The organism is Pseudomonas sp. HTZ2 (assembly GCF_033173945.1).
Lineage (GTDB): Bacteria > Pseudomonadota > Gammaproteobacteria > Pseudomonadales > Pseudomonadaceae > Aquipseudomonas > Aquipseudomonas guariconensis.
The window spans coordinates 5,182,701-5,196,585 of sequence record NZ_CP137332.1 but is presented as its reverse complement, the minus strand read 5'-3'; the positions used below and the strand labels follow the sequence as shown (position 1 = coordinate 5,196,585).

At 64.5% G+C, this 13,885-nt stretch carries 14 protein-coding genes and 1 pseudogene; 9 read left to right on the top strand and 6 right to left on the bottom strand.

The genetic code is table 11. From position 1 onward, the window contains the following. Positions 1-30 precede the first annotated feature (30 nt). Together R6G97_RS24160 and R6G97_RS24155 are read left to right on the top strand one after the other, a co-directional pair. Positions 31-993 carry an alpha/beta hydrolase gene (locus R6G97_RS24160; RefSeq protein ID WP_317847639.1) on the top strand — a complete coding sequence of 321 codons (963 nt, stop codon included), beginning with the start codon at positions 31-33 and terminating at the stop codon, positions 991-993. A gap of 198 nt (positions 994-1,191) precedes the next feature. Further along, complete coding sequence (locus R6G97_RS24155; RefSeq protein ID WP_043209769.1) at positions 1,192-1,980, top strand: hypothetical protein; 789 nt, start codon at positions 1,192-1,194, stop codon at positions 1,978-1,980. Between the two features lie 64 nt (positions 1,981-2,044). Here R6G97_RS24155 and prmB read toward each other — a convergent pair whose 3' ends face one another. Next, on the bottom strand, positions 2,045-2,953 hold the full coding sequence (gene prmB, locus R6G97_RS24150) for a 50S ribosomal protein L3 N(5)-glutamine methyltransferase (protein ID WP_317847638.1): 909 nt from the start codon (positions 2,951-2,953) through the stop codon (positions 2,045-2,047). 178 nt (positions 2,954-3,131) lie between these two features. Here prmB and R6G97_RS24145 point away from each other — a divergent pair, with 178 nt between their 5' ends. From R6G97_RS24145 to R6G97_RS24125, 5 genes are all read left to right on the top strand, one after another. Next, the gene (locus R6G97_RS24145; RefSeq protein ID WP_043209762.1) at positions 3,132-3,722 is read left to right on the top strand and encodes a cysteine hydrolase family protein; all 591 of its coding nucleotides are present in this window, start codon (positions 3,132-3,134) and stop codon (positions 3,720-3,722) included. Between the two features lie 79 nt (positions 3,723-3,801). Continuing rightward, on the top strand, positions 3,802-4,122 hold the full coding sequence (locus R6G97_RS24140) for a hypothetical protein (RefSeq protein ID WP_043209760.1): 321 nt from the start codon (positions 3,802-3,804) through the stop codon (positions 4,120-4,122). A gap of 150 nt (positions 4,123-4,272) precedes the next feature. After that, positions 4,273-4,833: a Smr/MutS family protein gene (locus R6G97_RS24135; RefSeq protein ID WP_043209758.1), complete on the top strand. Its 561-nt coding sequence runs from the start codon at positions 4,273-4,275 to the stop codon at positions 4,831-4,833. A gap of 71 nt (positions 4,834-4,904) precedes the next feature. Then, entirely contained in the window at positions 4,905-5,450 is a 546-nt protein-coding gene (gene folE, locus R6G97_RS24130) for a GTP cyclohydrolase I FolE (protein WP_043209757.1), read from the top strand. A 62-nt stretch (positions 5,451-5,512) separates the two neighbouring features. After that, complete coding sequence (locus tag R6G97_RS24125) at positions 5,513-5,884, top strand: glutaredoxin family protein (RefSeq protein WP_043209755.1); 372 nt, start codon at positions 5,513-5,515, stop codon at positions 5,882-5,884. A gap of 113 nt (positions 5,885-5,997) precedes the next feature. On the opposite strand, the gene R6G97_RS24120 is transcribed toward R6G97_RS24125, so the two are convergent. After that, positions 5,998-6,600, bottom strand: a complete 603-nt coding sequence (locus R6G97_RS24120; protein ID WP_070573183.1) for a glutathione S-transferase family protein — start codon at positions 6,598-6,600, stop codon at positions 5,998-6,000. 144 nt (positions 6,601-6,744) lie between these two features. Here R6G97_RS24120 and R6G97_RS24115 point away from each other — a divergent pair, with 144 nt between their 5' ends. Continuing rightward, positions 6,745-7,935, top strand: coding sequence for a benzoate/H(+) symporter BenE family transporter (locus R6G97_RS24115; RefSeq protein ID WP_317847637.1), 1,191 nt, complete (start codon positions 6,745-6,747; stop codon positions 7,933-7,935). Between the two features lie 63 nt (positions 7,936-7,998). Here the strand turns inward: R6G97_RS24115 and R6G97_RS25040 are convergent, their stop codons facing one another. The 3 genes and pseudogenes from R6G97_RS25040 to R6G97_RS24105 form a co-directional block, all read right to left on the bottom strand. Then, a complete protein-coding gene (locus R6G97_RS25040; RefSeq protein ID WP_371906669.1) occupies positions 7,999-8,703 on the bottom strand; it encodes a methyl-accepting chemotaxis protein in 705 nt (234 codons plus the stop codon). A gap of 204 nt (positions 8,704-8,907) precedes the next feature. Continuing rightward, a pseudogene (locus R6G97_RS25035) lies at positions 8,908-9,084 on the bottom strand (methyl-accepting chemotaxis protein); the annotation flags it as partial. A 993-nt stretch (positions 9,085-10,077) separates the two neighbouring features. Next, entirely contained in the window at positions 10,078-11,475 is a 1,398-nt protein-coding gene (locus tag R6G97_RS24105) for an aminotransferase-like domain-containing protein (RefSeq protein WP_317847636.1), read from the bottom strand. 153 nt (positions 11,476-11,628) lie between these two features. Between R6G97_RS24105 and R6G97_RS24100 the strand changes: the two genes are divergently transcribed. Next, positions 11,629-12,804, top strand: coding sequence for an MFS transporter (locus R6G97_RS24100; RefSeq protein WP_317847635.1), 1,176 nt, complete (start codon positions 11,629-11,631; stop codon positions 12,802-12,804). 126 nt (positions 12,805-12,930) lie between these two features. On the opposite strand, the gene R6G97_RS24095 is transcribed toward R6G97_RS24100, so the two are convergent. Continuing rightward, positions 12,931-13,692, bottom strand: coding sequence for an SDR family oxidoreductase (locus tag R6G97_RS24095; protein ID WP_182816014.1), 762 nt, complete (start codon positions 13,690-13,692; stop codon positions 12,931-12,933). Positions 13,693-13,885: the final 193 nt, after the last annotated feature.

Genomic DNA, 13,885 nt, shown 5'->3' with positions numbered 1-13,885 from the left:
CCAACCGACATCCCACCAAGTAGTAGCCCTATGATGTTGCGCCTCGCCGCCCTGCTTCTGCTGCTGTGCTCAGGCCTCGCCCAGGCCGCCGCCCCGACCGTACTGCAACGCCCCATCGACCTGGACACCGGCCAGGGCGTGCTCCATGGCAGCCTGCTGCTGCCGCAACAAGCCACCCCGCCGCCGGTAGTGCTGATCATTGCCGGCTCCGGCCCCACCGACCGCGACGGCAACAACCCCGCCAGTGGTCGCCTGGACAACCTCAAGCGTCTGGCCCTGCTGCTGGCCGGCGAGCACATCGCCAGCGTGCGTTTCGACAAGCGCGGCGTTGCCGCAAGCCAACCGGCCACGCCCGATGAGCGGGACCTGAGCGTCGAGCGCTACGTGGCCGACACCGTGGCCTGGGGCCGCAAACTCAGGGCTGACCCACGCTTCGGTCCGCTGATCCTGCTTGGCCACAGCGAAGGCGCGCTGATTGCGACGCTGGCCGCTGAACAGGCCGGCGCCAGCGCGGTGATCACCGTGGCCGGCAGCGGTCGCCCCGTGGCAGAGGTGCTGCGCGAACAATTGGCCCAGCGCCTGCCGCCGGCAGAACTGGCGCGCGGCAATGCGCTGATCGGCCGCCTGCAGGCCGGACAGACCTCTCTGGATGTGCCGGGGCCGCTGCGCGATGTGTTTCGCCCGAGCGTGCAGCCTTACCTGATCTCGTTGCTGCGCCAGGACCCGGCAGCAGCGTTCGCTCGTCTGCCGATGCCCGCCTTGATCATCCAGGGCCGCAACGACGTGCAGGTGGACGTCGCCGACGCCGAACGCCTCAAGGCCGCCAAGCCCGACGCGCAGTTGGCCCTGATCGATGGCATGAACCACATGCTGCGTATCACCCCTCGGGACATGAGCCAGCAGCGCGACAGCTACCGCAACCCGGGGCTGCCGCTGGCCCGTGAACTGGGTGAGCGGATCGTGGCGTTCATTCGCCAGCTGCCGCCGGCCTAGATTGTCCTCAGGAAGTCTCCGTTGCTGCCGATAACCGGTTGATCGAGGCAGTGATCGGTGTTTTTGAGGCCGTTTGCGCTCCATTGCGGACAAACCCGCTCCCACTGATTGAATGTAGGAGTGGCATTGCCTCGCGATTGGGCAACGCATCAGCCCCTTTCCACCGTCCTGCCCGCCGTGCATTCGAGGACACTTCCGATGACCGACGCCCCCGCCGCCGTTGAGGCGGACGAAGAGCCACAAGCCCCAGCAAGCGCTCCGCTGCCATGGGAAGACCTGGCCCCTGAACACTTCCAACTGCTGCGCCTGGCAGCCCTGCCCACCGACCGCAACAGCGGCGCCCGTCCGCTGCGTTTCGTCGAGTTCGGCCATGCCGAGCGGCATAGCAAGACGCACAGCCTGCTGCGGCTGGAAATCCGCCTGCCAGGTCAGAAAGTGCGCAAAGAGCAGAACCAGCTGGACATCCGTGTCGATCACGAACAGCGCCAGGTGCGTATCGGCGGTGACGGTGGCTTGCAGCTCGAGCCGGCGAACCGCGGCCTGGGGCGGTTCCTCCTGGGACAGGCGGTGCAGTGGCTGCAACAGCGTTGGTCGAACTACCAAGTCGAAGGCGTAGCCCTGCCCAGCAAGGATGCCCTGAACGAAGACAACCGCCTGCGCCGCGACCATGTACTGCGCAGTGCAGGGCTTGAGGTGGAATACGAAGGCGGACAACTGCTCAAGGGGCGCACCGTGGATACCACGGTAGGCCAGCTCAAGGGCGGCTGGAACAATGAAAAGGTCCAGCGCGTCGACATCCTCGAGGCTGCCGGAATGCTGCAACAGGCCGAGCAACAGCTGCTGGAGAAGCAGGCGCAGTTGCGCGAGCGGGATGAACGGGTCGCCAAGTACCGCCGCGAAGACAGCGGCCTGCGCTTTACCATCACGTGCCTGGTGGCGTTTGCCGTGTTCCAGGCGGGACTGCTGATCTGGATCGCCACGCGCTAGAGACGTGGCGCCCTTTTCGCGGGTTTACCCGCGAAAAGGGCTGCAGCGCAGCCCTCTGTCTTGATCAGACGCGGGAGCGGAACAGCTCCTGGTGCTGACGGCACTGCTCGGCAGTCAGCATGAACACGCCATGCCCACCCCGCTCGAACTCCAGCCAAGCGAAGTCCACCTCTGGATACAGCGCCTGGACATGCACCTGGCTGTTACCCACCTCGACGATCAGCAGCCCTTTTTCATTCAGGTGGTCAGCCGCCTCGGCGAGCATGCGCCGCACCAGGTCCAGGCCATCGTTGCCACAGGCCAGGCCCAGCTCGGGCTCGTGGTGATACTCGGTCGGCATGTCGGCGAAATCTTCGGCGTCGACATACGGCGGGTTGGACAGAATCAGATCGAAGCGCTGCCCGGGCAGGCCGGCGAAGCCATCACCCTGCACGGTGTATACACGCTCTTCCAAGCCATGGCGCTCGATGTTGTGGTTGGCGACTTCCAAGGCATCGAAGGACAGGTCGGCCAGCACCACCTCGGCCTCGGGGAACACGTCGGCGGCGACGATGCCGATGCAGCCGGAGCCGGTGCACAAGTCAAGGATGCGCGCAGGCGGCGTGGCCAGCCAGGGCTCGAAGCGTTTTTCGATCAGTTCGCCGATGGGCGAGCGCGGCACCAACACACGCTCATCGACCACGAACGACATGCCGCAGAACCACGCCTCGCCCAGTAGGTAGGCGGTGGGCACCCGCTCTTCGATTCGGCGCTTGAGCAGGTGCTGCAGGCGCACGCGCTCGTCATCTTCCAGCTGGCAGTCCAGGTAGCTGTCGGCCACCTCCCACGGCAGGTGCACGGCGCCCAGCACCAGCAGGCGGGCTTCGTCCCAAGCGTTGTCGGCACCGTGGCCGAAGAACAGGTCGTGCTCATGGAAGCGGCTGACCGCCCAGCGGATATGGTCGCGCAGGGTGCGCAGGCGGGATGTGATCACGGGTGACTCCTTTTAAGACAGGACAAAAGTCTAACAGCCCACCGACACAAATGTTCCCTTCGATTGCCCGGTCGGTAGCCAGAGGCCAGTAACCATGCTGTCTGCAATGTCAACCATTCACATTGGCGCCGAGGCAAGGGAGAATAGGTATACAAAAGCCCTACCCAAGGAGCCCTTGATGTCCGTTCCAACCACGATGTTCCGCCTCAGCGGCCGCGACTATCCGCCGGCCAAGCTGGGCCAAGCCAGCCTGATTGTCATCGATGCGCAAAAGGAGTACCTCAGCGGTCCCCTGGCGCTGTCGGGCATGGACGAGGCCGTGGCCAACATCGCCCGGTTGCTCGACGCCGCGCGCAAGGCCGGCCGTCCGATCATCCATGTACGCCACCTGGGCACCGTCGGTGGCCTGTTCGACCCGCAGGGTAGCCGCGGCGAGTTCATCCCGGGGCTGGAGCCTCGCGAGGGTGAGATCATCATCGAAAAGCGCATGCCCAACGCCTTCAAGAACACCAAGCTGCACGAAACGCTGCAGGAGCTGGGCCATCTGGACCTCATCGTCTGCGGTTTCATGAGCCATTCGAGCGTCAGCACCACCGTTCGCCGCGCCAAGGACTATGGTTATCGTTGCACCTTGGTCGCCGATGCCTCCACCACCCGCGACCTGGCGTTCAAGGACACGGTCATTCCGGCTGCGCAGATCCATCAGTGTGAAATGGCCGTGATGGCCGACAACTTCGCCTGCGTCGCCCCGACCGCCAGCCTGATCTGAGCCACGACCGCCCGGCAGACGGGCGGAACCCCAGGGCCGACCCTAGGTCGAATTCCGGATACCTACAGAGCAAATCGGAATGAAGCTCAAAGGCAGTTTCGACGCCAAACGCCTGCGCCAGCGCGAACCGCGCAACTGGGGTGCGCGCCTGGCCGCCGGCCTGTCCGCCCTGGTGGCCACCCTCGGCGTGCTGCTGGCCATGGCCGGCGTCGCAGGCCTTCTGGGCAACTACAGCGCCCTGGCCGAACTCAATGCCAACCGCCCACTGTCGGTGATCCTGGTGGTGGTCGGTTTGCTATTGCTCTACCTGGGCGTGCGCTTCTGGCGCCGCAGCCGGATTCGCCTGCGCCGCGGGCATGGGTTGAACCTCTCGCCGCACCTGATGAAAAAGCACGATTAGCAGCGTGTGCTGCTAGCCGCTTCCTCCGACATCTGCGTTCACGTTTCAAAGGGTGTCGCTGTACCTGGCGGATCGGTTCGGCGCGAAAAGGCCAACAGGCGACACAACACCGCCCACTCACGTAAAATATGCCCCCTACGTGGAGGCACCATGCAAGACGACGATTTTTCCCTCTTCAGCGCCCAGATGCGCGGCGTGAAGCCGATCAAGCACGACCGCGCCGATGTCGGCAAACCCAAGGCCGACCGCAAGAAGCTGGCCGGCCTGCGCATGGCCGCGACCGTGCACAGCGACCAACCCCTCGTGGTCGATGGCATGTCCGACCAGTTCGTCATCGACGTCGGCGCCGAGGACGAACTGATGTGGCGCCGTGACGGCGTACAGGAAAGCCAGATCCGCAAGCTCAAACTCGGCCAGATCGCCTTCGAAGGCAGCCTGGACCTGCACGGCATGACCGTGGAAAAAGCCCGCGAGACCCTTTGGGATTTCATCGCCGAGGCCACCAAGCTCGAAGTGCGCTGCGTGCGCGTCACCCACGGCAAGGCTGCGCGCCTGGACGGCAAGCGGCCGATGATCAAGAGCCACGTCAACACTTGGCTGCGCCAGCACCCGCAGGTGCTCGGCTTCACCTCCTGCCAGGCCCGCCATGGCGGCACAGGCGCGGTCTATGTGATGCTCAAGCGCACCATGCTCGAAGGACGCGACGAGTGACGCCAGGCTTGCAGCCTCGCCCTCGCCGCCGTACCCTTCGTCTTTGCGATTAATCCCCCACAGGTAGATCCATGTCCCTGGAACAGAACTACACCGCGATCCTCAGCCAGCTCGGCGAGGACGTCTCCCGCGAGGGCCTGCGCGACACGCCCAAGCGGGCCGCGAAGGCCATGAAGTACCTTTGCCGCGGTTATGAACAAACCCTGGAAGAAGTCACCAACGACGCGCTGTTCACCTCCGACAACAGCGAGATGGTGCTGGTCCGGGACATCGAGCTCTACTCGATGTGCGAACACCACATGCTGCCCTTCATTGGCAAGGCCCACGTGGCCTACCTGCCCAAGGGCAAGGTCCTGGGCCTGTCCAAGGTCGCGCGCATCGTCGACATGTTCGCCCGCCGCCTGCAGATCCAGGAAAACCTCAGCCGCCAGATCGCCGAAGCGGTGGAGAAAGTGACCGGCGCCGCTGGCGTGGCCGTGGTCATCGAGGCCAAGCACATGTGCATGATGATGCGCGGCGTCGAGAAGCAGAACTCCACCATGATCACCTCGGTGATGCTTGGCGAGTTCCGCTCCAATGCCGCCACCCGCAGCGAGTTCCTCAGCCTGATCAAGTGATCGGCGTGTGACTGCGAGCCGACCCTTAGGGGTCGGCTTTTTCTTTTGTTCAGGAGTTGTCCATGATCGTCAAAGCCCTGCGGGTCGGCCTCGGCCAGCTTATCGTGTTCGGTGACTGGATCAGCCGCCCGGCCAAGCGCAAGCGTGATGCCGCAGCCCAGGCGCAGGTCGCCAAAGACGCCCAGAACCTGGCGCTGTACCAGTTCCATGCCTGCCCGTTCTGCGTCAAGACCCGCCGCACCTTGCACCGCCTCAACGTACCGGTGGCCCTGCGCGACGCCAAGAACGACCCGGTACACCGCCAGGCTTTGCTTGAAGGCGGTGGCCGGGTGAAGGTGCCATGCCTGCGGATCGAGGAAGCCGGCGAGGTGACCTGGATGTACGAATCCAAGGCCATCATCGCCTACCTGGACAAACGCTTCGCGGCAGTTTGAAACCCAGGCTGCTCCGGCCTTTTCGCGGGTAAACCCGCTCCCACAGGTACCAAGAACCCTGCCAGAGCGGGTTTACCCGCGAAAGAGCCGGAGCAGCTAGCAAAAAGCCTGGATCAGTCCACCATCGGCACATGCCGCGGATGGCTCGCCACCCGCGCCAACCACGCCCGCACGCCGGGGTAGTCCGTCAGGTCGAAACCGCCCTGATGCGCCACATGGGTGTAGGCATACAACGCCACGTCGGCGATCGAATACTGGTCACCAACCAGATACGGCGTCATCTGCAGTTGCCTCTCCATGACCTTGAGCGCTTTGTAGCCGCCTTTGTGCAGCTTGCGGTATTCCTCCACGCGCTCATCAGGCAGCCCCAGGTAGAACTGGATGAACCGCGCGACGGCAATGTACGGCTCATGGCTGTACTGCTCGAAGAACTGCCATTGCAGCACCTGGGTGCGCAGACGTGGCTCGGTGGGCAAAAACTCACTGCCATCGGCCAGGAAGTTCAGGATCGCGTTGGACTCCCACAGGCAGGTGCCATCCTCGAGCTGCAGCACCGGGACCTTGCCGTTGGGGTTCATCGCGAGGAACTCCGGCGTTTCGGTTTCGCCCTTGAGTATGTCCACCGGCTGCCACGTGTAAGGGCGATCCAGCAGGTGCAGCATCAATTTGACCTTGTAGCAGTTGCCGGACTGGTAATCCCCATAAACCTTGTACATCGCCCCTCCCCTCTCGTGCAGTTGCGCAATCGCGCCCAATAGTTGGCGACTGTACGGCTAAATGCAATGGCTGCTGTATCGCATCGATTGCGCCAGGTCACGGTAGTCTGAAAAAACTGCTTACACCTTTACAAGGACTTTTCAATGACCGATGCCACCTCCGCGCGCCTGCGCCCCCTGGCAGACAGTTCTGCGTCGGCGATCGTCGCCGGCTTCATCGCCATGCTCACGGGGTACACCAGCTCATTGGTGCTGATGTTCCAGGCGGGCCAGGCTGCTGGGCTGACCAGCGAGCAGATTTCCTCGTGGATCTGGGCCTTGTCGATCGGCATGGCGGTGTGCAGCATCGGCCTGTCGCTGCGCTACCGCACGCCGATCACCATTGCCTGGTCGACCCCAGGCGCTGCACTGCTGATCACCAGCCTTGGCGGAGTCAGCTATGGCGAGGCCATCGGCGCCTATATCACCTGCGCGGTGCTGGTGCTCATCTGCGGCTTGACCGGCAGCTTCGAGCGCCTGGTGCGGCGCATTCCTGCGTCCCTGGCCTCGGCGCTGCTGGCCGGTATCCTGTTCAAGATCGGCAGCGAAATCTTCGTCGCCGCCCAGCACCGTACCGTGCTGGTGCTGGGCATGTTCTTCAGCTACCTGCTGGTCAAGCGCCTGTCGCCACGCTACTGCGTACTGGCCGCGTTGCTGGTGGGCACCGCCCTGTCGGGCGCCCTGGGCCTGCTGGATTTCAGCGGCTTCAACCTGGAGGTGGCCAAGCCGGTGTGGACCACCCCGAGCTTCTCGCTGGCGGCGACCATCAGCATCGGCATCCCGCTGTTCGTGGTGGCGATGACTTCACAGAACATGCCAGGCGTCGCCGTGCTGCGGGCCGATGGCTATCAGGTGCCGGCCTCGCCATTGATCTCGGCCACCGGCTTCGCCTCGCTGCTGCTGGCGCCGTTCGGCTCCCACGGGGTGAACCTGGCGGCAATCAGCGCGGCAATCTGCACCGGGCCCCATGCCCATGAAGACCCGAGCAAGCGTTACACCGCGGCGGTGTGGTGCGGGATTTTCTACGGCATCGCCGGGGTGTTCGGCGCCACGCTAGCGGCCTTGTTTGCGGCGCTGCCCAAGGAGCTGGTGCTGTCCATTGCTGCACTGGCGCTGTTCGGCTCGATCATGAATGGCCTGAGCGTGGCCATGGGAGAAGCCCGTGAACGCGAGGCGGCCCTGATCACCTTCATGGTGACGGCCTCGGGGTTCACTTTGTTCTCGATCGGCTCGGCGTTCTGGGGGATCGTGGCGGGGGTGTTGACCTTGCTGATCCTGAGCCCGCGCAAAGGCTGAGGATGTCTTGTTGCCAGTGCCGGCCTGTTCGCGGGTTGACCCGCGAAGGGCCGACACACTCGATCACAATCTGAAATGGCCGACCATGCCCTTGAGATCCGTGCCCAACTGAGCCAGCTCGACGCTCGAGCGGGCGTTGTCCTGCATGGCCAGGGCAGCTTGATCGGCACTGCCGCGGATCTGCGTGACGCTGCGACTGATCTCCTCGGCCACCGAGCTTTGCTGCTCCGCCGCCGCGGCGATCTGCTGGTTCATCTGCTGGATCAACGACACCGCGGCCGCGATGCTGCCCAGCGCACTTTCGGTGTGCAGCGCATCGGCCACCGCCAGACGCACCAGCTCGGTACTGCCGCGAATCTGCGACACCGATTGCTGGGCGTTACCGCGCAGGCTGGCGACCAGGCGCTCGATCTCTTCGGTGGATTGCCGGGTGCGCCGCGCCAGGGCCCGCACCTCATCGGCCACCACGGCAAAACCGCGTCCCTGTTCGCCGGCCCGGGCAGCCTCGATCGCCGCGTTGAGCGCCAGCAGGTTGGTCTGCTCGGCGACGCTCTTGATCACTTCCAGTACGTCGCCAATGGTATGGATTTCGGCGCTCAAGCTGTCGATGCCAGCGCTGGCGGTTTCCGCCGCGGCAGCCAGCTGCTCGATGCGCTGCATGCTCTGGCGCACCACCTGCTGGCCTGACTCGACCTTGTCGTCGGCGCTCTGGGCCGCCTGGGCGGCCTCCTCGGCGTTGCGCGCCACGTCGTGCACGGTGGCCGTCATCTGCTGCATGGCGGTGGCCACCTGCTCGGTTTCTTCCTTCTGGCTGCCCACCTCACGGTTGGTCTGCTCGGTGACGGCCGACAGCGCCTGAGCGTTGCCGGCCAGTTGCTCGATGCCCTGTTGCAGGCCGCTGACAATGCCGGCAAGCCCGGCGGCCATCTGCTGCATGGCCAAGGTAAGCTGGCCGACCTCATCGCGCCGCGTGGTTTCGGCCTCGACAACCAGATCGCCCGCAGCGATGCGCTGGGCCCGGGCGATCACACGCTTGAGCGGCCCGACCACGGCGCGGGTGATCAACCAGGCGGCGAGCACACCAACCAGCAAGGCCAGCGCGGTGGCCAGGGCGATGGCGACCGTGCTGCGGGCAAGTTCGCCCTGCATGACCTGCTCCTGGTTCGCATAGGCCTGGTTGACCCGCTGGGTGACCCGCTCGGCCTGGGCCTGCAACTGAGCCTTGATGCCCTGCTCCTTGGCGAGCAGATCGGTGTACTCGTTGAGCTTGTCGGAGAAACTGGCGATGTGCCCTGCCACTTCGCCCAACACGCTCTGATAACCGGTGTCGCTCACCGACGCCTTGAGCTGATCGACCAGGCTCGCCGCTTCCACGGTCTGGGCGATGCGCCCTTCGTTGACCGCCTCCTCCCCCTTGCGCCCCTGCTCCAGGCGCACCCGCGCCTCGTCCATGGCCTGCAGCATCAGACGCGAGACCTGCGCCACCTGGCCGGCCTGCTCGAGGAACTCGCTGCCCTGCTGGCCTTGGGACTGTTTGAGGGTGTAGGTGCCATCGTCGGTAAGACCTGACTGCAGCACATCGAGGTTATTGGAGACACTGGAGACCGACCAGCTGGCCATGTCCAAGGCCAGTTCCTTGGCCTGCACCGCTTCGACGAAGACATCGAAGGCCTGGCCATAGGCGGTCAGGTCGCCTTCGGTGGCAGCCAAGGCCGGGAGCGTGCGGGCACGCTCGATCAGGCTTTGCAGGTCCTTGCGCAAGGTTTCGGCTTCCTTGATGTCCGAGCGCAAAGCAAAACCCTGTTCGTGCTGACGCAACGTGAGCAGGTCGGTGTTGAACTGGCTCATCTGGCGCAGGCCATCGAAGCGCTGGCCCAGGCCCTGCAAGGCGAAGACGCCGATGGCGGCCACCGCCAGGGTCAGCAACAGCACCAGGGCAAAGCCCAGCCCCAGCTTGCGGGCCATGCCCAGGTTGGCCAGAACACCGTGCTTGGTCGCCCGCATCGCCCATTCCCCCTGCCAGTCCATCGCTGTTTTCAGGCTGCACGACAGCCCTTTTTCAGCCAAGAGTGGCAACTGCGCAACCCCACCCACAAGCCCCACCCGTCACAATGGTGTCAAATAGCTATGAGCGTGTCGCTTTCAGCGTGCTGAAGGTCGCCCTGCGTACCGAAAGAACGCCTGAGCCCGTTGGTCCTGCCCATACGCGACATTGATCCGCAGCCAGTCACTCGGCGCGCCCTGATGATCGAACGCACTGGCCGGCGTCAGCAGCACCGCGTTATCCAGGGCTACGCGCTCCAGGGCAGCAAAGTCGCGCCCGGGCGAGCGTACCCAGACGAACATCCCGCCATAGGGTTCGCAGAACACCTCCCAGCCGAACGCCTCCAGTTGCCCCAGCAGCTTGGCCATGTGCTGCCCCAGTCGCACCCGCAGACGCTGCACGCTCTTGCGGTAACTGCCATTGGCAAGCATCTGCCCCACTACCTGTTCGGCAAAGCGCGACGTACCGATGCCAGTGACCATCTTCAGTTCCGCCAAGCGGCCGATCAGCGCCGCATCGGCCACTAGGTAGCCCACCCGCAGCGAACTGCTCAGGGTCTTGGAGAAACTGGCCATGTAGATCACCCGCTGCTCGCTGTCGAGCGTGGCCAGGCGCGTGGCCGGGCCATCCTGAAAATCTGCGTAGATATCGTCCTCGACGATGCGCAAGTCGTGCTCGCGGGCCAGCTCCAGCAGGCGATAGGCGACCTTCGGCGTCAGGCTGGTGCCGGTGGGATTGTGATAGAGGCTGTTGGTGAACAGCACGCACGGGCTGTGTTCGACGAGCAAGCGTTGGAGCTCGTCCAGGTCCGGCCCACTGGCCGTACGCGGCACCGGCAGCATGCGCACTTGGTGCTGGCGTAGCAGGTTGAACAGGTTGTAGTACCCCGGGCTTTCCACCAATACCACGTCGCCTGGGCGCAAGAGGGTGCGCACCAGCAGATCGAGGGCATGGCTGGCACCTTGGGTGGTGAGGATGCGTTCGGGGCCAGCGGCGATATCGATGCGCGACAGGCGCTTGTGCAGTTGCTGGCGCAGGCTGGCCAGGCCCAGGGGCGGGCAATAATCGAACAGATCCTCCACTTTGCCACGGCTGACCAGGCGCACGGCCTGGGCCACCTCGGTGTTGGCACGCCATGCGCTGGGCAGCCAGCCGCAGCCAAGCTTGAGCAGTTCGTCATGGCCTTCACGAAACTGTCGCCAACTGCCATCCACCGCTTCGCCCCAGGCTTGCTCCTCTTCCAGCGGCAGGCCTGGCTTGCGTTCGGCGACGAAAAAGCCCGTACCGTGGCGCGCCTGAAGCCAGCCGCTGGCCACCAGGCGGTCATAGGCTTCGATCACACAGGCCGGGCTGACAGCCAGGTTGCTCGCCTGAGTGCGGATCGACGGCAACCGCGCGCCAGGGCGCAGGCGTTGCTGTTCGATCCAGGCTTGCAACTGCTCGGTCAGTTGCTGGACCAGCGGGGTGGCGCAGTCACGATCCAAAACGATAGGCATGGGAAGTGTTCGCTGATTTTTGCCGAACAGTTAATCACAAATGCGCCGGGAGTGTGCCTTGTTGATGCAAGGGGAGCAGACCACTGTTGGTCGTACTGGCTCATTCGCGGGCAACCCGCGAGCAGCCGCTACGAATGACCCAAGGATGCCCAGATGCCCACCCGCTCAGCCCCGGCCCGCCTGGCCTTCGCCCTGTGCCTGATCACCCTCGCCGTAAACCTGCAGGCGCTCCTGTACATCGCTTACGCCGACCTCTCCGGTCAAGGCGCGGCCGCCACAGCGGTGGCCTTCTCCGGTTATGTGCTGGGCGTGTTGCCCGTGCTGCTGGCGTTGGGCGGCCTGGCGGACCGAGTCGGCCGACGGCCGCTGATTCTCACGGCCCTCGCCTTGTCCATGATCGCCACGGGACTGATGCTGCTCGCCCCGAGCCTGCAGACGCTGGGCCTGGCGCGGCTATTCCTTGGACTGGGCACGGGCCTGGCCTCAGCGACCGCCACCGCCTACATGAGTGAGCTGATGCCTGGCCACGACAGCAGTCGCGCCGCCACCTGGGTGACCGCCAGCACATCCCTGGGCTTTGGCCTGGGCGCTGCACTGACAAGCCTCTTCCTGCTGCGCGGCCCCACCCTGACGCCGGGCAGCTTCCACCTGCAACTGCTGCTCGCCGCCGTCGCGCTGGTGTTGGTCTGGCGCCTGCCCGATCTGCGTCCTGCGCAGCGCGGCGCCATGCTGCGCCTGCCCTTCTACCCCAGTGGCAGCCTGGCCTATGGCTTGGCCATCCTGCTCGCCTGGGCCTGCGTAGGCCTGGTGATAGCCCTGTTGCCGGGGGTCTTGCGTCAACACGGGCTGAGCGCCTGGTCCGGTTTTTCGACCTTCTGCGTGATCAGCTGTGGCCTGTTGTTCCAGCCCATGGCACGTCGCATGTCCAACGTACGTGCAACCTTGCTCGGATTGGCGATTCTTCCGTGTAGCTACGCCCTGCTCGCCTGGGGCGCCGACAGTGGGCGGCTGGCTGCCGTGCTGCTGGGCGCGGTCGCTGCCAGCAGCGCGTGCTACGGGTTCATTTACTTGGGTGGACTGGCGGCAGTGAACCAGTTGGCAGGGCCTGAGAAGACCCGGGCCAGCGCGGGTTTCTTCCTGCTGGCGTACCTGGGGTTCAGCCTGCCGGTGATCTTCACGGGGCTGCTCAGTGACCGTCTTGGCTCACGAACAGCGTTGGTTGTGTTTGGCGCCGTGTTACTAGCGGGGTGTGGAGTGGTTGCCTTGACCCTATGGTTGTCAGCACGGGCCCATTCGCGGGTAAACACGCTCCCACAGGGCTCGCGGTAGCGGACTGCCTGCACTTTTCAGCCGTGCAAATACCAGCCCCACAGGCACAGCGATGTTGATGAGAACACCGGAGAACCTGTGGGAGTGGGTTAACCCGCGAAAAGGCCGACGCAGCTTCAATTGGCCTCAAATAGCCGTGGCCCCACCATCGACAGCCAGACTATGACCGGTGGTGAAGGCCGCGCCATCGCTGCACAGATAAAGCACCGCACTGGCGATCTCCTCGACCTTGCCGATGCGTCCCACCGGGTGCATCGCGGCAGCGAACTCCGCTTTGCGCGGGTCGGACTCATAGGCCCGGCGGAACATGTCGGTATCGATTACCGCCGGGCATACCGCATTCACCCGAATGCCCTTCTTGGCGTACTCGATCGCCGCCGACTTGGTCAGGCCGATCACCGCGTGCTTGGAGGCGCTGTAGATACTCATCTTCGGCGCCGCTCCCAACCCCGCGACCGACGCAGTGTTGACGATCGCCCCGCCGCCTGCGGCGAGCATCAGCGGTAGTTGGTACTTCATGCATAGCCACACGCCTTTGACGTTCACGCCCATGATCGCGTCGAACTGCGCCTCGCTGCCCTCTGCCAGACGGCCCTGCTCGATCTCGATGCCCGCGTTGTTGAAGGCGTAGTCCAGGCGACCGTAGGCTTCGATGATGCGCTCGTGCAAATGGCGCACCTCGGCGTCCTTGGTCACATCACAGGCCACGAACAGCCCCTCACCACCGGCCTGGCGAATCAGCGCCACCGTCGCCTCGCCGCCCTCCACATCCCGGTCGGCCACCACCACCTTCAAACCCTCGACAGCGAACGCCTGTGCCGTCGACCGGCCAATCCCCGCCCCACCACCGCTGACCAGGGCTACCTGGCCGGAAAACGTCATGCTCATTACGGGCTCCTGAACGCTGATTCGTTATGAAGGCTGAGTCTAGTCATGACAGCCGCGCGCTGGGCAGCACGATCATCCAGGTGTATCGAGGTGTATTTGCGCAAGCAGTGAAACTTGATCGCCACCGGCCCTCGGGCTATCAAAGGCGTCTATCTTGAACGTTCAAGCTGCCTACCCCATTCCCAAAGGGAAC